Annotated in this window: 20 protein-coding genes and 1 tRNA gene; 6 read left to right on the top strand and 15 right to left on the bottom strand. The window is 30.0% G+C overall.

Going from position 1 to position 17,781, the window contains the following annotated elements:
* Nucleotide 1 precedes the first annotated feature (1 nt).
* The 7 genes from nuoE to ACN0WB_RS05265 all read right to left on the bottom strand — a co-directional run bounded on the left by nuoE (nt 2) and on the right by ACN0WB_RS05265 (nt 4,707).
* Complete coding sequence (nuoE, locus tag ACN0WB_RS05295) at nt 2-508, bottom strand: NADH-quinone oxidoreductase subunit NuoE (RefSeq protein ID WP_417429570.1); 507 nt, start codon at nt 506-508, stop codon at nt 2-4.
* An 85-nt stretch (nt 509-593) separates the two neighbouring features.
* Nucleotides 594-1,817, bottom strand: a complete 1,224-nt coding sequence (locus tag ACN0WB_RS05290) for an NADH-quinone oxidoreductase subunit D (protein WP_417429568.1) — start codon at nt 1,815-1,817, stop codon at nt 594-596.
* A 30-nt stretch (nt 1,818-1,847) separates the two neighbouring features.
* Nucleotides 1,848-2,342: an NADH-quinone oxidoreductase subunit C gene (locus ACN0WB_RS05285; protein WP_417429566.1), complete on the bottom strand. Its 495-nt coding sequence runs from the start codon at nt 2,340-2,342 to the stop codon at nt 1,848-1,850.
* 5 nt (nt 2,343-2,347) lie between these two features.
* The gene (locus ACN0WB_RS05280) at nt 2,348-2,905 is read right to left on the bottom strand and encodes an NADH-quinone oxidoreductase subunit B (protein WP_417429564.1); all 558 of its coding nucleotides are present in this window, start codon (nt 2,903-2,905) and stop codon (nt 2,348-2,350) included.
* A 15-nt stretch (nt 2,906-2,920) separates the two neighbouring features.
* The gene (locus ACN0WB_RS05275) at nt 2,921-3,286 is read right to left on the bottom strand and encodes an NADH-quinone oxidoreductase subunit A (RefSeq protein WP_417429562.1); all 366 of its coding nucleotides are present in this window, start codon (nt 3,284-3,286) and stop codon (nt 2,921-2,923) included.
* A 113-nt stretch (nt 3,287-3,399) separates the two neighbouring features.
* Complete coding sequence (locus ACN0WB_RS05270; RefSeq protein ID WP_417429560.1) at nt 3,400-3,582, bottom strand: hypothetical protein; 183 nt, start codon at nt 3,580-3,582, stop codon at nt 3,400-3,402.
* Nucleotides 3,583-4,707, bottom strand: coding sequence for a GTP cyclohydrolase (locus ACN0WB_RS05265; RefSeq protein WP_417429558.1), 1,125 nt, complete (start codon nt 4,705-4,707; stop codon nt 3,583-3,585).
* A gap of 104 nt (nt 4,708-4,811) precedes the next feature.
* On the opposite strand from ACN0WB_RS05265, the gene ACN0WB_RS05260 reads away from it, so the two are divergent.
* Nucleotides 4,812-5,501: a zinc metallopeptidase gene (locus tag ACN0WB_RS05260; protein WP_417429556.1), complete on the top strand. Its 690-nt coding sequence runs from the start codon at nt 4,812-4,814 to the stop codon at nt 5,499-5,501.
* Between the two features lie 224 nt (nt 5,502-5,725).
* Here the strand turns inward: ACN0WB_RS05260 and ACN0WB_RS05255 are convergent, their stop codons facing one another.
* The 8 genes from ACN0WB_RS05255 to rbfA all read right to left on the bottom strand — a co-directional run bounded on the left by ACN0WB_RS05255 (nt 5,726) and on the right by rbfA (nt 14,885).
* Nucleotides 5,726-6,337 (bottom strand): IMPACT family protein, encoded by a 612-nt coding sequence (locus ACN0WB_RS05255; protein WP_417429554.1) that lies wholly within the window; start codon nt 6,335-6,337, stop codon nt 5,726-5,728.
* A 120-nt stretch (nt 6,338-6,457) separates the two neighbouring features.
* A complete protein-coding gene (gene ribD, locus ACN0WB_RS05250; protein WP_417429552.1) occupies nt 6,458-7,480 on the bottom strand; it encodes a bifunctional diaminohydroxyphosphoribosylaminopyrimidine deaminase/5-amino-6-(5-phosphoribosylamino)uracil reductase RibD in 1,023 nt (340 codons plus the stop codon).
* A 159-nt stretch (nt 7,481-7,639) separates the two neighbouring features.
* Nucleotides 7,640-8,236 carry a hypothetical protein gene (locus ACN0WB_RS05245; RefSeq protein WP_417429550.1) on the bottom strand — a complete coding sequence of 199 codons (597 nt, stop codon included), beginning with the start codon at nt 8,234-8,236 and terminating at the stop codon, nt 7,640-7,642.
* Between the two features lie 10 nt (nt 8,237-8,246).
* The gene (locus ACN0WB_RS05240) at nt 8,247-10,253 is read right to left on the bottom strand and encodes a DUF349 domain-containing protein (RefSeq protein WP_417429548.1); all 2,007 of its coding nucleotides are present in this window, start codon (nt 10,251-10,253) and stop codon (nt 8,247-8,249) included.
* Nucleotides 10,254-10,336: 83 nt separating this feature from the next.
* Nucleotides 10,337-11,068, bottom strand: a complete 732-nt coding sequence (locus tag ACN0WB_RS05235; protein ID WP_417429546.1) for a shikimate dehydrogenase family protein — start codon at nt 11,066-11,068, stop codon at nt 10,337-10,339.
* Between the two features lie 66 nt (nt 11,069-11,134).
* Complete coding sequence (locus tag ACN0WB_RS05230) at nt 11,135-13,180, bottom strand: endonuclease (RefSeq protein ID WP_417429541.1); 2,046 nt, start codon at nt 13,178-13,180, stop codon at nt 11,135-11,137.
* A 133-nt stretch (nt 13,181-13,313) separates the two neighbouring features.
* Nucleotides 13,314-14,519, bottom strand: a complete 1,206-nt coding sequence (locus ACN0WB_RS05225) for an ABC transporter permease (protein WP_417429539.1) — start codon at nt 14,517-14,519, stop codon at nt 13,314-13,316.
* Nucleotides 14,520-14,525: 6 nt separating this feature from the next.
* Nucleotides 14,526-14,885, bottom strand: a complete 360-nt coding sequence (gene rbfA / locus ACN0WB_RS05220; protein WP_417429537.1) for a 30S ribosome-binding factor RbfA — start codon at nt 14,883-14,885, stop codon at nt 14,526-14,528.
* A 132-nt stretch (nt 14,886-15,017) separates the two neighbouring features.
* On the opposite strand from rbfA, the gene mce reads away from it, so the two are divergent.
* From mce to ACN0WB_RS05195, 5 genes are all read left to right on the top strand, one after another.
* On the top strand, nt 15,018-15,416 hold the full coding sequence (gene mce / locus ACN0WB_RS05215) for a methylmalonyl-CoA epimerase (RefSeq protein ID WP_417429535.1): 399 nt from the start codon (nt 15,018-15,020) through the stop codon (nt 15,414-15,416).
* A 75-nt stretch (nt 15,417-15,491) separates the two neighbouring features.
* Nucleotides 15,492-15,565 (top strand) — tRNA-Ile (locus tag ACN0WB_RS05210).
* Nucleotides 15,566-15,647: 82 nt separating this feature from the next.
* Entirely contained in the window at nt 15,648-15,905 is a 258-nt protein-coding gene (locus ACN0WB_RS05205) for a SemiSWEET transporter (protein ID WP_417429533.1), read from the top strand.
* Nucleotides 15,906-16,056: 151 nt separating this feature from the next.
* Complete coding sequence (locus ACN0WB_RS05200; protein WP_417429531.1) at nt 16,057-17,415, top strand: hemolysin family protein; 1,359 nt, start codon at nt 16,057-16,059, stop codon at nt 17,413-17,415.
* The gene (locus tag ACN0WB_RS05195) at nt 17,415-17,723 is read left to right on the top strand and encodes an ATP-dependent Clp protease adaptor ClpS (protein ID WP_417429529.1); all 309 of its coding nucleotides are present in this window, start codon (nt 17,415-17,417) and stop codon (nt 17,721-17,723) included. The genes ACN0WB_RS05200 and ACN0WB_RS05195 overlap by 1 nt, the downstream gene beginning before the upstream one ends.
* The last annotated feature ends 58 nt before the right edge of the window (nt 17,724-17,781 follow it).

Here is a 17,781-nt window from a genome sequence, read left to right as displayed (position 1 = left end):
ATTAATCTAAAGCCAATTGTCCTTCTCTACAAAGTTGGAGAATTTCATCTACTTTTTCTATTGTTAAATGTTCATGGTAAAATTTGCCTAATTGCATCATTGGTGCGTACCCGCATGCACCGAGACATTCTGCAGGTTTTAATGTGAATAAACCATCTGCACTCGTTTCACCGTCTTTTATATTTAAAGTTGTTCTAATGTGATCTAATATTTTTTCACTTCCATTTAACATACAAGGTCCTGTTCTGCAAACTTCCAACACGTATTTCCCTACAGGTTTCATATTAAACATACTGTAAAATGTTGCGACTTCATAAACTTCAATTGGAAGAAGATTTAAAACTTCTGCAACATAATCCATCACAGGAACGCTTAACCAACCTCCTAATTCAGTTTGTGCTAAATGTAAAACTGGGATTAAAGCAGATTTACTTTTCCCTTCCGGATATCTTTTTATAATGGTCTGAACTTTCTCTAAAGTTTCAGGTTTAAAAACTATTTCGCTCATATTTAAAGATTTTAGATTTTAGATTTTGGATTTTAGATGAAAATCACTTTCTAAAAATCTTATCAATTTTTTTTATTAAAATTTATTATGCATCTAATTCACCTGCAATTACATTCAGCGAACTTAAAGTTACCACCGCATCAGAAATCATTGAGCCAGTTACCATTTCGGGATAAGCTTGATAATAAATAAAGCACGGTCTTCTAAAATGCAATCTATAAGGCGTTCTTCCGCCATCACTTACCAAATAAAAACCTAATTCTCCATTTCCTCCTTCTACACAATGGTAAACTTCACCTTTCGGTATTTCAGTTTCTGCCATTACGATTTTAAAGTGGTAAATTAAAGCTTCCATTTTAGTGTAAACATCTGCTTTTTCTGGCAAATAAAAATTTGGAACATCTGCATGAAAATTTCCTTCCGGTAAATTTTCGTAGGCGTTTTTTATTAATTTTAAACTTTCCCAAACTTCTTGTTGACGAACCATAAAACGGTCATAAGTATCTCCTGCAGTTCCGATGGGAATCGTAAAATCAAAATCATCATAAGAAGAATAAGGTTGTGCAACTCTTACATCATAATCAACTCCAGTTGCGCGCAAATTGGGACCTGTAAAACCATAATTTAAAGCACGTTCTGCAGAAATTGCTCCAGCTCCGATGGTTCTGTCCATAAAAATTCTATTTCTTTCCATTAAGGTTACAAACTCACCAAATCTTTTAGGAAAAGTTTTAATAAAATCTTTAATTAACTCGTGAAATCTTGGACTAAAATCTCTTTCAAAACCACCAATTCTCCCCATATTTGTGGTCATTCTCGCGCCACAAATTTCTTCATACATTTCATAGATTCTTTCACGATCTTGGAAAACGTATGTAAATCCTGTTAAAGCTCCTGAATCTACACCAATAACACCATTACAAACCAAATGATCGGTTATTCTTGCGAGTTCCATCATTATGATTCTCATATAATCTACGCGTTTCGGCGTTTTGCAACCAATTAGTTTTTCTACTGTCATGTGCCATCCAATATTATTTATGGGCGCAGAACAATAGTTCATTCTATCTGTAAGAGTAGTGATTTGTGTGAAATTTCTTCTTTCAGAAATTTTTTCAAAAGCACGGTGAATATAACCTACAGTTTGTTCATCGTGCAAAATTCTTTCACCATCCATTGTAAGAATGTTTTGAAAAATTCCGTGTGTTGCAGGATGAGTTGGACCTAAATTGAGCGTATATAACTGTCCGTCAATCTGCTCTTTAGATTCGTACTGATTTAATATATTTGATAATTCGTTGTCTTTCATAATTTTGATTTGCTTTAAACTTTAAGCAATTTATCTACCGAACATTTTATCATCTTTATCGGTTCTGGTTCCATCTTCTAATTTATATTCTTTCAACATCGGATGATAACCTAAACCTGGATCATTTAAAATAACTCTAAGATCTGGATGTCCTTTAAATTTAATTCCATAAAAATCAAATGTTTCCCGTTCCATCCAATTTGCTCCAGAATAAAGTTCTGTTAAACTATCGACTTCGTTTTTCTCACGAGACATAAATACTTTAAGACGAATTCTAAAATTAGTTTGCATATTATGCAAATGATAAATCACACCTAATTCTTTTTCTTGAAATTCTGGATAATGAATTCCGCAAATATCAGTAAGAAAGTTAATTCCTAATGTTGATTCTTGCAGATAATGAACTATCTTTTTAATATCTTGTTTTTTTACTTCAACCGTTAAAAATCCATAAGGTTCGGATGAGTTTAAAACAGACTCTGGAAATTCTCTTGTAATGGCTTCTAGCACAAATTCATTCGTCATATCCATTAATTTATATCGTAAGATTCTAGTAAATGTTTGTATTCTTCAGAATCTCTTCTTCTAGAACTTTCACTTTCTGCTAAAGCTTGAACTTGCATAAATCCTTCTAAAATTTGCTCTGGTCTTGGTGGACAACCGGGAACATAAACATCTACAGGAATTATTTTATCAATTCCTTGAAGTACAGAATAAGTGTCAAAAATACCACCTGAACTTGCACAAGCTCCAACTGCAATTACCCATTTCGGTTCTGCCATTTGGGTATAAACTTCTTTTAAAATTGGGCCTAATTTTTTAGCAATGGTTCCACAAACTAAAAGTACATCGGCTTGTCTCGGAGAAAAAGACATTCTTTCTCCACCAAAACGTGCTAAATCATAAGTAGGCATCATCATCGCCATAAATTCAATTCCACAGCAAGATGTTGCAAAAGGTAGAGGCCAAAGTGAATTTGCGCGAGCCATTCCCACGAGACTACTTAAATTAGTTGCGAAAAAACCTTCGCCTGCATGTCCTGGAGGAGCGGGCGCGTCTGTTCTTATAATAGGTTTATTATCTGACATTTTCTGTTATTTTAATTATTTGTCCCAATCTAAAGCGCCTCTTTTCAAAACATAAAAAAAGCCCAAAAAGAAAACACCTACAAACATTAGAACTGCAATGAAACCTTCAAAACCAAATTCTCTAAAATTTACTGCATAAGGATAAAAAAATACGATTTCAATGTCAAAAAGCACAAATAAAATAGCGGTTAAAAAGTACTTTACAGAAAATGGTGTTCTTGCATTGCCTTCATTTTCCACACCGCACTCAAAATTTTTATCTTTATTTTTTCCCTTCAAATTTGGACCCAAATAATGTGCGCCAAGAATTGAGATTGCAACGAAGCCAATTGCGACAGCGGCTTGAATTAAAATAGGAATATAATTTTCTGGTAAATTCATTTTGCAAGGTTCTTAATTTGCAAATTTAATGAATAAAGTAGAGAAGATGAAATATTGGAGGCTAAAATGTTAAATTTAATAACACAATTAAAATAATTTATAATGATTAAAAATTACTTGTTTTGATTCATTTTTTTTAAAATCGTAAAAGCCAAATAAGCAATATACCCAAAAATAATACTTGCAATTAAAATGTTAATTGCGGTATTTGTTTTTTCATCTGCAACTTTAAAAAAGAAATTATAAACTAGAAAAATAATTATTAAAATACCGTAAATGATAAGCTGTTTTTTCATTTAAATTTCTTTTGAATAGGTTCTTCTGCGCTTATGATTAACCGGATTATAATCTTGCCACAAAACTTGAACGCTTTTGTTTTCTTCTAATTCTGGGTTTGTTTCCGCATAAGTAATTCCCATTTTTGTAAAACGTTCATATATTTCTTTAAAAATAATTGCAGTTACACCACGTCTTTGATATTCTGGTTGTATTCCAATTAAATAAAAATTGGCACTATCATTTTTTTTGCTCGCTTGAAGTAAATAATACCATCCGAAAGGAAACAATTTTCCGTTGGCTTTTTGTAAAGCTTTGCTGTAAGAAGGCATTGTGACAGCGAAAGCCACAAGATCATGATTTTCATCTTCTACACAAATGATATAATTTTTATCTATAAATGGAAAATATTTTTCTTTATAAGTTGCAATTTGCTCTTTAGTAATTGGCGTGTAGGTTGAAAGAGAATTATAAGTTTGATCTAAAAGCTTAAACATTGGATCTATAAAAGGTTTTATGTCTTCTTTACTTTTAAATTGAATAACATTTAATTTATATTTCTGTTTAATCAATCGGCTAAATTTTTCCACCTTTTCAGATAAAATCTCGGGAAATCTCATTTCAAATTCTACCCATTCTTTTTCTTTAACTAAACCTAATTTTTCCAAATGCTTTGGATAATATGAAAAGTTATACAATCCAATCATTGTAGCTAATTTATCAAAACCCTTTGTTAACATTCCCGATTTATCAAGGTTTGTAAATCCCATCGGACCTTCAATTTTTGAAATATTTTTTTCTTTTGCGAATTCTACCGCTTTATTTATTAAAGCTTTAGAAACTTCAATGTCATCAATGAAATCCAACCAACCGAAACGGATTTTAGATATTCCTAGTTCTTCCGCTTCTTTTTTATTAAATATAACTGCAATTCTTCCTACAATTCTTCCATCTTTTAAAGCTAAATATTTTTTAGAATCACAATAAGCAAAAGCAGCGTTGTGTTTTGGATCCCAAACTTTAAGTTCATCATTTATTAATGGTGGCACAAAACATGAATTATTCATATAAAGTTCCATCGGGAATTTTACGAATTTTTTCAATAAATCTGCGGAGTTTACTTCAATTATAGTTAGAATTGACATTTAATTTTATTAAGAAAAACAAAGATAAAATTAAATATTTTAAATAAAAGTTTTGGCATACTTTTTACTTCTAATTAAATTGAATTTTGAAAAAAAAGAAGATAATGAGTGGATATTACTTGATTTTAGGTGCGATTTTTTTAATTAGTTTCATTGTGCAAAACCGCCTGAAATCTAAGTTTGCATTCTATTCTCAAATGCATTTGCAGAACGGAATGTCGGGAAAAGAAATTGCAGAAAAAATGTTGCACGACAATGGAATTAATGACGTTCAAGTTACTTCTGTTCCTGGACAATTGACTGATCATTACAATCCTTTAGACAAAACAGTAAATCTTTCGGAAGAAGTTTATATGCAAAGAAATGCTGCTTCTGCAGCAGTTGCAGCTCATGAATGCGGTCATGCTGTACAACATAAAGTTGGTTACGCCGCTTTGAAACTCCGCTCAACAATGGTTCCTTTAGTAAATGTGAGTTCGAAACTTTTAAATTTTATTTTAATTGCAGGGATTTTAGTAATGGCTTCGAGTGGAAATAAAACGCTTCTAACAATTGGCGTAATTCTTTTCGCAATCACTACAGTTTTTGCATTTATAACTTTGCCGGTAGAATATGATGCGAGTAATCGTGCTTTAATTTGGCTGGAAAAATCTGGAACTGTAACGAGACAAGAACAAGATGGCGCAAAAGATGCTTTAAAATGGGCGGCGAGAACTTATGTTGTTGCAGCAATCGGTTCTTTAGCACAACTTTTATATTTCGCTTCCCTGTTAAATGGTGGAAGGAGAAATTAATTTTTTAACCACAAAAGTTACAAAAGTTTTGCTTTTTTAAAGTTGAAATTAACGATTCCTAAAGTTCAAATTATAATTTCTGTCATTCTGAGCGAAACGTAGTGGAGCGAAGAATCTGTGTCTTTTTTATTAAAGAGACTCTTCAATTCATTTCGCTACTTTGCATTTCGTTCAGAATGACAATTTCGCTGTCATTCAGAGCGGTACGAAGTAAATAATCTATTTTAATCTTCCAAAATTTCAAAATTAACTTCATGAATTTCTGCTAAGTTCTCTATAAATTTTTCAAAATCCACAGATTTTATTTCGGCTTTTATGGTGCAGTTTCCTGCTGTTATAAATTCTAAAATTTTTCCTTCATATTTATTAATTAAAGAAAAAATACTGTTTTGTACAGAAAATTTAAAATTAATTTCTATTAAAATTGTCAAATCTTTGGTAATGAATTCAGCTAAGTCTAAAGTTTCTTGCGCACAATTTTTATAGGCTTTTACCAAACCTGAAACGCCCAATTTTGTTCCGCCATAATATCGAACGACAACTACACAAATATTGGTTAATTCTTTTGCTAATATTTGGTTGAAAATGGGTAAACCTGCACTTCCATTTGGTTCTCCATCGTCATTTGCTCTGTGATTTTCTCCGTCAATTCCAATTCTAAAAGCGTAACAATGATGCGTTGCTTTTGGATGTGTTTTTTTAATTTCTGCTAAATAATTTTTGAAATCTTCTTCACTTGAAATTGGACTTGCAAAGCCAATAAATTTGCTTCCTTTTTCTTTTAAAAGGATTTCACTTATTGGTTTTTTTATGGTTTTAAAAGAGAAAACACTCATTAAATTAATGATTTAATATTCATAAAAATAAGTATAATTTTGTCATTCCGTAGGAATCTCAACAGTTTAGATTCCTACGGAATGACAAAAATCTGAAAGTAATTAAATTAGAAATTAAATTCAAAAATTCCGATAAAATAAAACTAAATTATCTCTCAACTTTTCTGTTTTAAAAGGAATTTCAGAGAATTTTGGCGCTAAAGTTCCATTATTTAAACTGAGATTTTCATTTTTTATAATTACGCATTCGTCCCAAAGATTTTCATTTATAAATTGTTGTAAAGTAAAACTTCCACCTTCTACAATCACCGATTGAATTTGTAATTCATACAATTTCGCCATCAAATAATTTAGAAAATTTTCTTTCTGAATTTTGATGTATTTAATATTTCCATTAGTTTCTTCTTTAATAGAATTGAAAACTATGGTTTCTGCTTCAGAATTAAAAATATTAAAATCTGAAGGAACTTTCAAATTAAAATCAAGCAAAATTCTTATTGGATTTCTGCCTTTTACTTCACGGGTTGTTAAACTTGGATTATCATTTAAAGCCGTATTTGTACCGATTAAAATGGCGTGTTCATCTGCTCTTGATTGATGAACGCGTTGTTTACTCAAACTGTTTCCGATTGCAGTTGGCCGGAAATCTTTATCTAAAAATCCATCGCCAGATTGTGCCCATTTTAAAATAATAAAAGGTCTTTTTTTGGTGTGGAAAGTGAAGAATCTTTTATTTAATTCTTTACATTCTTTTTCTAAAACTCCTGAAACAACTTCAATTCCTGAATCTTCTAAAATTTTTTTTCCTTCTCCGTTTACTTTTTCATGAGAATCCATCGCACCAATTACGACTTTTTTAAAACCAACTTCTTTTAATTTTAAAGCACAAGGTGGCGTTTTTCCAAAATGAGAACAAGGTTCTAAAGAAACATAAATGGTAGAATCGGGGAGAAGTGATTTGTTTTTTACAGAATTTATAGCATTAATTTCCGCATGATTTTCTCCTGCTTTATGATGAAAACCTTCGCCAATAATTTTCTTATTATAAACAATAACTGCTCCTACTAAAGGATTTGGATAAGTTTTTCCTAATGCTTTTTTTGCTAATTCTATGCAACGTTGCATGTAAAATTCGTCTGACATAATTTTTTTTAACCGAAAAGAAATAAAATTTTGGGAATTTTAAGCTTGAATAATTACTAATTAAAGTTCAACAAAAGTTAAAGTCCGAGAAAATCATTTGAGATTTTATGTGATAGATAATCAAAAAAACTTTTCTTAATTTTTTAATATTAAATGAATTTATTTCTTTTCTGCTGCATTTGCTCCAAGTGAAATTGCAGGAATTTGAAAATCAATAATTAGTTCCATTAATTTATTACGTTGCTTTTCTAATGATTTTACACCGCCACGCAAATCACTGTAATTTCTTTTGATATAAGAGAAAATTAAAAAATATTTTTTGTTGCCATTTGTAATTTTTTTAAATCTGTAAATTCCGTATTCTGCGTATGGACTTCCTGTTTTCGGTGTTTCAGTTAAAATTCCATCTACAATATATTCTGTTCCGTCTGGACTTTCTGTAACTTGAACTTTAGAATATTTATCAGTTTTTTCACGGTTTTGGAAACTTTCTACTTTTTGCCGAACTGCCTCATCTAAATCTATATCTTTATCAAAATAGGAAATATTTATGAGCTGATTGAAATTTGATATTTCTTCATCCCGAGGTAAATATTGTTGAAGATAAAGTGTTGCAGATGATTGTTTGCTCCAATCTAGCAAAAATTCTGTTCCATCGATTTCCAAAGGACCTGGAATATTTAAGAAATCTTTTACAGTTTGAGCGCTTAAACTCAATCCCATAATTAAACAGAAAAACGCTAAAAATTTATTCATTTTATCAAGTTTATTCGCCACTAATAATTTGATGTAAAGTTGCTTTTAGACTTTCTAATTGCACTTTTTTCTCATCAATTTTTAGATAGGTTTCCTTTAATAAAGGGTTATTTCGAGAAGAATCTGCGAAGAAACCAAGATTGTTTTCCATTTTTACTATTTCAGATTCAGTATCAGAAATTTGGTTTTTAATTTTTCTGGCTTTATCAGAAAGTTGAGATTCTGTAAGACCTTCTTCTTTTAAATCAAACTCATTAATTTTATTTAATTTTAATTTTTCTTTTAAAATTTTATTGAATTCTGTATTTATTCCTAGATTTTCACGTGGAACTTTTCCAACTTTATTCCAGTTGTTTTTTAACTCCTCTATTTTTTCTACACTACCTTTTTCATCCGAAATGGTTTTTAATTCGGCTAAAATTTGATTTTTCTGTTTCAGATTTTCTTTCCAATTGTCTGATGCAACATCATTTTTCTGACGAAAATTCTCAAAAAAAGTATTACATGCAGCCCGAAACTCTGTCCAAATTTTATCAGCTTGACTTCTAGGAACATGCCCGATTTTTTTCCACTCATTCTGCAAATTTTTAAAAAGTGGAACGGCCGTTTCCCAATCTTCACTATTCATATTATCAGTTGCAGTCTGTATGAGACTTAGTTTTTTATCTAAATTATCTTGTTGGGAATTTTTTAAACCTTTGTAGAAATCGTTCTTTTTTGAATTAAATTGGCGAAGGATTTCTTTAAATTCACTCCAATTGTGATTTGATTCTTTTTTAGGAACGCTTCCTAATTTTAAAAATTCTGTGCGCAAATCCTCAATTTTCTTAATAGATTGTTGCCAATAATTATGATTTCCTTCTTTTTCTGGTGAGACAAGCGCTTTCATTTTAGAAATAATTTCATTCTTTTTAATTAAATTTTCAGCTTGTTCTGCATCAATTTGTGAAAAAAGTTCTGTTTTTCTGTCATGTATTTTATTAGATAATTCCTTGAATTCTAACCAAGTTGTTTCTCTGAATTCTTCTGCAACCGGAACGGCTTCTTCCTTCCAAAGTTTGTGTAAATATTGAAGTTCATTAAGCGCTTTTTGTACAGATTTCTCGTCTAAAAGTTCTTTCGCACGTGCAATAATATTTTGTCTTTTTTCCAGATTATGCTCATATTCTTGCACTAAAAACTCTTTGTTCATATCGAGCATTTCGTAAAACTGAGTGAGATGGAAAAAGTAATTATTATTTAATAATTTAAACTCATTTTTCGCCACTTGTCCCGCATTTCCCCAATCTTCTTTAATTTCTCGAATAGATTTAAAAAGATTTGTTCCGACTTCAGAATTGGTGTATAAATTTTTTAAACGATCAATAATGGATTGGCGGTTTTTTAAATTTTCAGCTTGCTCAAGTTCTATTTTTTTGTGATACTCGTTTTGTTGTTCTCTATAAATATTGAGAATTCCGTTAAATCTAGAAGAAATAGGATGATGATAATTTGCTTGCTCATCTTCAGGTAATTCTCTTTTCGCAACTTCAGATTCTGAATTTATAAGTGTATGAACTTTTTCTTTTAAATGATTGAATTCTTTATAGTGTGTTTCGCCGTCTTTAGAATTGATTATTTTCTCCATCATATCTAAAAGTTTTGGGAGAGAAACTATTTCATCTTTTTTTGATTTTTCATCTTCATCATTTTCTTCAACTGTTGAGTTTTTCTCATTTTCATTTGATACGATTTCTTTAGATTTAATTTCTTCATCTTTTGGAAACTGCTTTTCGTCACTAATTTTCTTTAAATCTGACGATTCTAAAGTTTCAGTTTCTTCTGAAATTTCAGCTTCCAATTTTTCAGTTTCGTTTTCTTTAGAAACTAATGATTCTGGTTCAGAAACTTTTGAACTATTCTCTGAAGATTCAATTTCAGTTGTAGAATTTTCGTTTTCTGTAGCCAGAATCTCATTTTCTTTTAGAGGTTTTAAATCCTTTTCGTTGTTGTCAGAAATATTATTTTCTGTTGTCATAGCAAATCTTTTTGGTTAAAATAACACCGTTTTTATAAAAAAAAATAAATTTATTAAAATATTTCCATTAAAGTAGAAGAATTCTAGTTAGATTTCCAAATTTCCCATGCTTTTTCTGCTTGCTGTTCTAACATATAATAACCGTTTAAAGTTTTTGCATTGAAATTAGCTGCATTTATTAAAAATTTTGTGTAGGTTGGATTGTAAATTAAATCAATTACCAAATGCTTTTCTGAAAGTCCTTCGAAAGGAAATTTAATACACTTTTCTTCATTGGGAAAAGTTCCAACCGGTGTACATTGAATTATTAATTGATGATTTTCAACAATTTCTTTAGATAAATTTTCAAAGTTTAAATCAGAATTTCTAGCTATAATTTTAAATGGAATATTAAATTTGTTCAAAACATATTTTACTGCTTTTGCAGCACCTCCATTTCCTAAAATTAATGCGTTTTTGTGGAAATCTTTTAAGTGGAGCAAAAGCGTTTTTTCAAATCCGAAAGCATCGGTGTTAAAACCAATTTTTTTATTGTCTTTAATTTTAATACAATTTACAGCGCCAATTATTTTGGCTTCTTCACTTATTTCATCTAAGAAATCTATAATTTTTTCTTTGTAAGGAATGGTTACATTTAAACCTTTTACTTCTGGATTTTGAAATAATTTTTCAACTTCTTTAATCTCGTTTAGGTCAAAAATTTCATATTTATTTTCAGATAAATGAAGTTTGCTAAATTTATCTGTAAAATATTTTTTAGAAAATGAGTAGGAAATATTTTTTCCAATTAAACCAAAAACTTGTTTTTCATTCATACTTCAAAAATAAAAAAAAGACCGATAATAGAACCGGTCTTTATAATTTTTTAGATAAAATTCAATTTATTCTACAATAAATTTGGTGGTTTTTGTTCCTGCTTTTAAAATGTAAACTCCTTTTGATAAGTTTTTTAAAATTATTTTATTAGAATTTTTAAAAGGATTAGTTAATGTTTGAACAAGTTTTCCAGTAAAATCGAAAATTTGGACATTTTCAATTGTTGATAAATTTTCACCACTTACATTTAATTCTTTATTTTTAATAGGATTTGGATAAATTGTTAGATTATTTTTGTTTTTATCTACTTCATTAGTTGAAACAGTTGTATAGCAAGTCCACATCATGTCATCAATTGCAACTCTGTTTGATGTACTGCTGTTAACTAAACTTATATCTACAGGACCAGAAATATTTATTCCTTTTACTTGAGTTGTTGTAACACTTGCACTATAAGGAATTGTTAATCCTGTATCATTATCATTTACAAAGATTTTTAAAGTACCTGCAGTTCCAGAATAATTTAACTGTGTTGTAACAGTTAAGTCACCAATTCCATTTGGTGCAGATAATGCCGTTAAAGATCCATTTCGTATAGTTATTGCTCTTCCATTTATATTTAAATCTGTTCTAGAATCTACTGAAGTCCAAGAAATACCATTACTTGTCCAATTATAGGTAGAATAAGTGGAAGAACTTGCAGGAATTGTTTCAAAATTTTCGTTTCCACAATTAGTTCCTATTGCTAAAGTTGTTGCATTCACAGAATTACTTTGGGAAGAAACATTTTCAGCTGCATCTTTTGCAACCACATATAAAGTATAAGAAGTTTGTGGGTCTAAATTTGCGATATTGGTTGAAGTTGTATTTGTTGTTCCCATCAAAACTCCATTTGCATAAATATCATAAGAAGTCACTTCAACATTGTCTGTTGAGGCAGTCCATTGCAAAGAAATATTATTAGTTCCAACATTTACAACAGATAAATTGGTTGGAGCAGAAGGTGCAACATTATCAACTAAAGTAGTTGTAGATGCTACATTACTTTGAGGTGAAAGATTCCCTGCAGCATCTACTGCTATGACATAAAAATTATAATTTGTTCCTTGATGTAGTCCTGAAACTGTAGCTGAGTTTGTAGATGAATTATTTTTGAATACATCATTTGCGAAAATTTTATAATAAGAAACTGCAATGTTGTCTGTTGACGCTGTCCAAGTTAAATTTACAGAAGCTGTATTTGTGGAAGTTACTGCTAAATTTGTAGGAGTTGAAGGCGCAATATTATCCACAACTTGTGTTCCCCAGATTTGTTGAACCCATTCTGGATGATCAATAAAAGGGTTTCTGTTTTTTTGAAAAACATAGGCTGCATTATTTCTTTCTATTTCACTAGGTGAAACGGGGTCTTGAGCTGCCCAACTTAATAAAACGTCTTTCTCCCACGAAGTTAAACCTGGATAAGTTGTATTTCCTAACATATTTCCACTAGAAAATCCTGAAAGTTTAGATTCATATCTTGTTACGAAATAAAAAATCATTCTTGCAATATCTCCTTTAAATTCATCAATTGGTTCACAAACTGTTCCTGTATAATTTGGAGAAGAACTTGGTCCAACTTTAGTTCCGTTTTTTGAAGTAAAGGACGGGTTTGTTACTGCACCATACGGATAATTACTACGCATTCCATTTACTTTGCCGTCAGTTGGTCTTATAAAATTTATATCTGAAACCATAGGAGAAGCAGAATTAAACAAACTTTGTGGCACCACGTGTTCTCTATTATAACAGTCTCCTTCTTGGCTGTAATTTCCACATTTTTTCTGTCCGTGTTGAAAATTATAAGGATCAGATCCTTTGGGATTTTCAGAATACATATCTAAAACAGAACCGTCATTTTCATAATAATGATCAACATCTGTTGTAGGATAACCATTATAAAGCCCACCGTAACCATTATCTTTCGCTCCGTTAGTAATAATTTGGCTTAATTTTGTTTTAAGAGCAGCGCCTGTTAATCCTGTTGTTCCATCATAATAGCCAGCTGGGACTTGTGCTGTAACAAAACTTAATAAGATAGTAAGAGAAAATAAAGTAAATAATTTTTTCATTTATTGAATATTTTTTTTGGGCGATAAAGTTAAAAATTAAATATGAATTGGAGTTATTTAATTATAACATTTAACATTTGAGCAGTTTTGTCTTCGAAAAAGAAAAAATAATTGAAAATGAAAATCAACTTTTTTAAGTATTATTAATATTTTTTTTATTAATCTTTGAAAAAATAAAAGAAACGAGAATACCGAAGAACGCTGCAATTAATGTGACGATAAAATAATTTTCACCCACTATTTTTACCGGAAAAGGGAGAGTTGCACTGGCTTTAAAAAGTCCAGTTTCTATTTGTAAATAAGAAACCAAAGTTCCCAGAATTAAACCTGCAATTATTCCAAATAAAACGATTAAAAACCCTGTATAAAAATAAACCATTCGTAAACTTTTTAATGGAAAACCTAAAGAAATTAATGATTTTGCTTGTTCTTTTTTATCTAATTGTAGAATAATAATTGCACCTGCTAAATTGAAAGTAGTGATGAAAATGACGAGTGCAAATATTAAATAAATAAAAAATTTTTCAGTATTAATCATTTTCCAAAAAGCAGCATTTTCTTCTTTTTGAGTTTTAATAATAATATCTTTTCCCAAAGAATTTTGAAGTTCACTTTTGATTAAATCGGCATTTGCAGGATTTTTTAATTTAATCACAATGCTATAGGCAGAGGTTTTTGGCAAATTTAAAAGTTGTTGCGCTAATTCTAATGGAGAAATAATATAATTATTTAGTTGATCATTCCCAGGAAAAATTCCAGTAACATAAACATCTTTTTTATTAAAAATATCCGCTTCTTTGCTAATCATTCCCACTCCAGGTTTTGGCATTAAAAGTGTGGCAGTACTATTGTTGGAACCAACGGGAATTCCTAAACGATTATTCAGTTCGTTTTCCATTAAAACTTCATTACTGTATTTAAAGCTTGGATAAGTTCCGTAGAAAATACTTTTATTTATTGGATTTACGAATGTATATGCAGAATCTACACCGCGTAAATAACCAATTTCACCGACATCATTAAAATCGATATAGACTTTTTCATCTATCACTTTAGAGAAATGAGCAATGTTTTGATTGGCTTTTAATTTTTTTGTTAAACTTGGTACATCAGGTAAGGTTTTCCCCACTTTACTTGTTATTGTAAGATCTGCGTGAAGATTTGAAATTAAATCTTGATTTAAAAGTTCTAGACCAGAAAAAACAGAAATAATAATAAACATTGATGCTACTGCAACCATCATTGCGCACGCGGAAAGCCAAGTAATAAAAGTTACCGCAGTACTGCCTTTTTTCGACAGCAAATATCTCGATGCTATGTAAAAAGCAGTGTTTTTCAAAATAATTTATAAAATTGGATTGTCGCCTTCACCTTTCAGTTCACGCTCAATCGCTTCTACATCATCCATTGAAGTGTCTAAGAAAAAAGAAAGTTGTGGAATAATGCGAACCTGTTTTCCCATTTTTTGACCAACAAAATTTCTATAAGTGGCTTTGTTTTCTTCAATTTCTTTCATCACAGCTTTTCTATTTTCTGCGGGAAAAATACTGATATATATTTTTGCTACACCCAAATCTGCAGAAATTTTAACATCAGAAACACTTACCAAAAGTGTTTGTTTGCTTTCAGAAGCTTGTTTTCTAAACAATTCAGCGAAATCTTCTTGTAAAATTTGCGCTATCTTTCTTTGTCTGTTGCTTTCCATAATGCTGCAAATTTACTAAATTTGTGGAGATAATTTGAAGTAAAAAGTAAAAGTAAAAAAGGCAAAAGTGAATGCAGTGAAGAAAACTTTTTAAACCATTTCAAAAAAACATCAAATAAAAACTCAACAATTGTGAAATTAGAACATATCGGTATTGCTGTAAAATCTTTAGAAGTTTCTGATGATTTATTTTCGAAATTATTGGGAAAAGAAAACTATAAACAAGAAACTGTGGGAAGTGAGTCTGTAAAAACCAGTTTTTATAAAGTAGGCGAAAGTAAACTCGAGCTTTTAGAAGCTACAAATTCTGAAAGTACAATTGCTAAATATTTAGATAAAAATAGGGAAGGAGTTCATCATTTAGCATTTAGCGTAGAAAATATTTTTGAAGAAATTAAAAGATTACAAACTGCAGGTTTTCAATTTATTTCCACGGAACCAAAAGAAGGAGCAGATAATAAACTCGTCGTTTTTCTTCATCCAAAATCAACAAATGGCGTATTAGTGGAAATTTGCCAAGAAAAAAACTAAAAAATTTTTATTATTTCCTAAAAAATATTAGATTTGCACACCAATAAAACAGAAACAATTTAGTTTCACGTTTTAGGTCCTATAGCTCAGTTGGTTAGAGCACCTGACTCATAATCAGGTGGTCCCTGGTTCGAGCCCAGGTGGGACCACAAATAAAAACCTTCGCTTTGGTGAAGGTTTTTATATTTAATAGAAACTTAATTCCTAAATTCGTTTATCCAAAAAATTAAAATGAACGAAAACATTTTAGGTTTAATTGCAGGCGGAATTACTTCTATTGCAATGTTGCTACAACTCATCAAAGTTTTAAAAGAAAAAGATGTAGAAGATTTATCTCTTGTAATGATTCTTACTTTAATCTGTGGGCTTTCGCTTTGGGTTTGGTACGGATTTTTAAAAGATGAATTGCCGATTATTTTATCTAATGCATTTGCGGTTTTGGTTAATATTTGTCTTTTAATTTCTTATTTTATTTACAGAAAAAATTAAAGTATTTACAGTTTAATATTAAATATTTTATTTTATAAAACCTTAATAATCAGTAATTAATTTTCTTTATAAATTTAAAATCTGATAAGATTATTTAAATTTGATTTTAAAAAAAATAGTATATTTGCAATTAATTATTTATAATTTTTAAATGGACCCCGACAGTTTCGTCAAAATTCTTATAGCCATTCTTTTAGTTCTGTTAAATGGTTTTTTCGTTGCAGCAGAATTCTCAATAGTAAAAGTTCGATATTCTCAAATTCAGTTGAAAGCAGCTGAAGGAAATAAAATGGCAAAACAAGCCGAGTTGATTATTAAAAACCTTGACGCTTATCTTTCTGCGACACAATTGGGAATTACTTTGGCTTCTTTAGCTTTAGGTTGGGTGGGTGAAAGCGCACTTCATCAGGTTTTTCTAAATATTTTTCACACATTTGATATAGAATTAGCAGAAGCAACAATCACCACCATTTCTGTGATTTGTAGTTTTATGATTATTACGATAATGCATATTGTTTTCGGGGAATTGGTTCCGAAATCTATTGCCATTAGAAAATCAGAATCTACCACCTTCTTTATTGCAGCGCCACTTCGTATTTTTTATAATATTTTCAGACCTTTTATTTGGTTAATGAATTTTCTTTCGAATTCAGTTTTAAAATTAATTAAAATTCATCCCGTTTCTGAGCAGGAAATACACTCTACAGAAGAACTTCAGCTTTTAGTAAAACAATCTGCTGCAGGTGGAGAAATAGAGGAAGAAAATTACGAAATTATTAAAAATGCTTTTGATTTTACAGACCATTCTGCAAAACAAATAATGGTGGCGAGGCAAAATATTTTAAGTATTGATATTGAAGATTCTTTAGAAGAAATAATGGAAATTATTATGGCAAGTGGCTATTCTAGAATTCCGGTTTTTGAACATTCCATAGATAATATTATTGGGATTTTTTATACTAAAGAAATTATTCGTGAATTTGTAAAACGAAAAGGAGAACTTACGCACGATGATTTGAAAGAATTAATGCGAGAAGCATTTTTTGTTGTAGGAAGTAAAAAAATATCAGATTTGCTTAAAATTTTCCAGCAGAAAAAACAACATTTAGCAATTATTATTGATGAATTTGGTGGAACAGAAGGAATTATCACTTTAGAAGATATTTTGGAAGAATTGGTTGGTGAAATTCAAGATGAAGAAGATGATGAAGAAACCATTGTAGATCAAGTTGGAGACAATGTTTATTGGGTTCAAGCAACGCAACCTTTAGAAGAAATTAATGAATATTTACCGAAAGAACTTAATGAAGAAGGTGATTTTAATACTTTAGCAGGATTTATAATGAATCATTTAAGTGATATTCCTGAAGAAAATCAAGAATTTGACATTGATGATTATCATTTTAAAATCTTGAAAATGCAGAATAAATCTATAGAACTAGTTGAACTAATTTACGATCCAAAAGCTGAAGAAGAAATTTCTTTAGAAGATATTAATAACAATATTTAATGTACTTTTCTCCTTTTAATATTAAAGATTACGAAAATCCAAAACGTGAGTACAATGAAGATATCGCAGTTTTGGAAGAAACCGATTTTGAAAATAAATTAATAGTTTATAATGACGATGTAAACACGTTTGATTACGTCATTTCTTGTCTCGTAGAAATTTGCGGCCATACTTTAGAACAAGCAGAACAATGCACTTTACTCATTCATTATAAAGGAAAATGTAAAGTAAAAACTGGCAGTTTGGAGATTTTAAAACCGATGCATCAGAAATTATTATCGCGCAGTTTGACGAGTGAAATTGAGTAGAATTAGGAGTTATAAAGTATGAGTGTTGAATTCACAATTCATAATTAATAACTTATAC

It is taken from the genome of Halpernia sp. (assembly GCF_048269545.1).
In the GTDB taxonomy this organism is placed as follows: Bacteria; Bacteroidota; Bacteroidia; order Flavobacteriales; family Weeksellaceae; genus Halpernia.
The sequence above is the reverse complement of the archived record's forward strand: the minus strand, read 5'-3'. Positions and strand labels throughout refer to the sequence as shown.

Coding starts and splice junctions, on each gene's coding strand:
- ACN0WB_RS05275 (WP_417429562.1), bottom strand. CDS start 3,286: ATGAATTTACCAGAAAATTATATTCCTATTTTAATTCAAGCCGCTGTC.
- ACN0WB_RS05290 (WP_417429568.1), bottom strand. CDS start 1,817: ATGAAAGACAACGAATTATCAAATATATTAAATCAGTACGAATCTAAA.
- ACN0WB_RS05255 (WP_417429554.1), bottom strand. CDS start 6,337: ATGAGTGTTTTCTCTTTTAAAACCATAAAAAAACCAATAAGTGAAATC.
- ACN0WB_RS05265 (WP_417429558.1), bottom strand. CDS start 4,707: ATGTCAATTCTAACTATAATTGAAGTAAACTCCGCAGATTTATTGAAA.
- ACN0WB_RS05270 (WP_417429560.1), bottom strand. CDS start 3,582: ATGAAAAAACAGCTTATCATTTACGGTATTTTAATAATTATTTTTCTA.
- ACN0WB_RS05245 (WP_417429550.1), bottom strand. CDS start 8,236: ATGAATAAATTTTTAGCGTTTTTCTGTTTAATTATGGGATTGAGTTTA.
- ACN0WB_RS05240 (WP_417429548.1), bottom strand. CDS start 10,253: ATGACAACAGAAAATAATATTTCTGACAACAACGAAAAGGATTTAAAA.
- rbfA (WP_417429537.1), bottom strand. CDS start 14,885: ATGGAAAGCAACAGACAAAGAAAGATAGCGCAAATTTTACAAGAAGAT.
- ACN0WB_RS05285 (WP_417429566.1), bottom strand. CDS start 2,342: ATGACGAATGAATTTGTGCTAGAAGCCATTACAAGAGAATTTCCAGAG.
- ACN0WB_RS05205 (WP_417429533.1), top strand. CDS start 15,648: ATGAACGAAAACATTTTAGGTTTAATTGCAGGCGGAATTACTTCTATT.
- ACN0WB_RS05260 (WP_417429556.1), top strand. CDS start 4,812: ATGAGTGGATATTACTTGATTTTAGGTGCGATTTTTTTAATTAGTTTC.
- ACN0WB_RS05235 (WP_417429546.1), bottom strand. CDS start 11,068: ATGAATGAAAAACAAGTTTTTGGTTTAATTGGAAAAAATATTTCCTAC.
- ACN0WB_RS05195 (WP_417429529.1), top strand. CDS start 17,415: ATGTACTTTTCTCCTTTTAATATTAAAGATTACGAAAATCCAAAACGT.
- ACN0WB_RS05200 (WP_417429531.1), top strand. CDS start 16,057: ATGGACCCCGACAGTTTCGTCAAAATTCTTATAGCCATTCTTTTAGTT.
- ACN0WB_RS05230 (WP_417429541.1), bottom strand. CDS start 13,180: ATGAAAAAATTATTTACTTTATTTTCTCTTACTATCTTATTAAGTTTT.
- ACN0WB_RS05280 (WP_417429564.1), bottom strand. CDS start 2,905: ATGTCAGATAATAAACCTATTATAAGAACAGACGCGCCCGCTCCTCCA.
- nuoE (WP_417429570.1), bottom strand. CDS start 508: ATGAGCGAAATAGTTTTTAAACCTGAAACTTTAGAGAAAGTTCAGACC.
- ribD (WP_417429552.1), bottom strand. CDS start 7,480: ATGTCAGACGAATTTTACATGCAACGTTGCATAGAATTAGCAAAAAAA.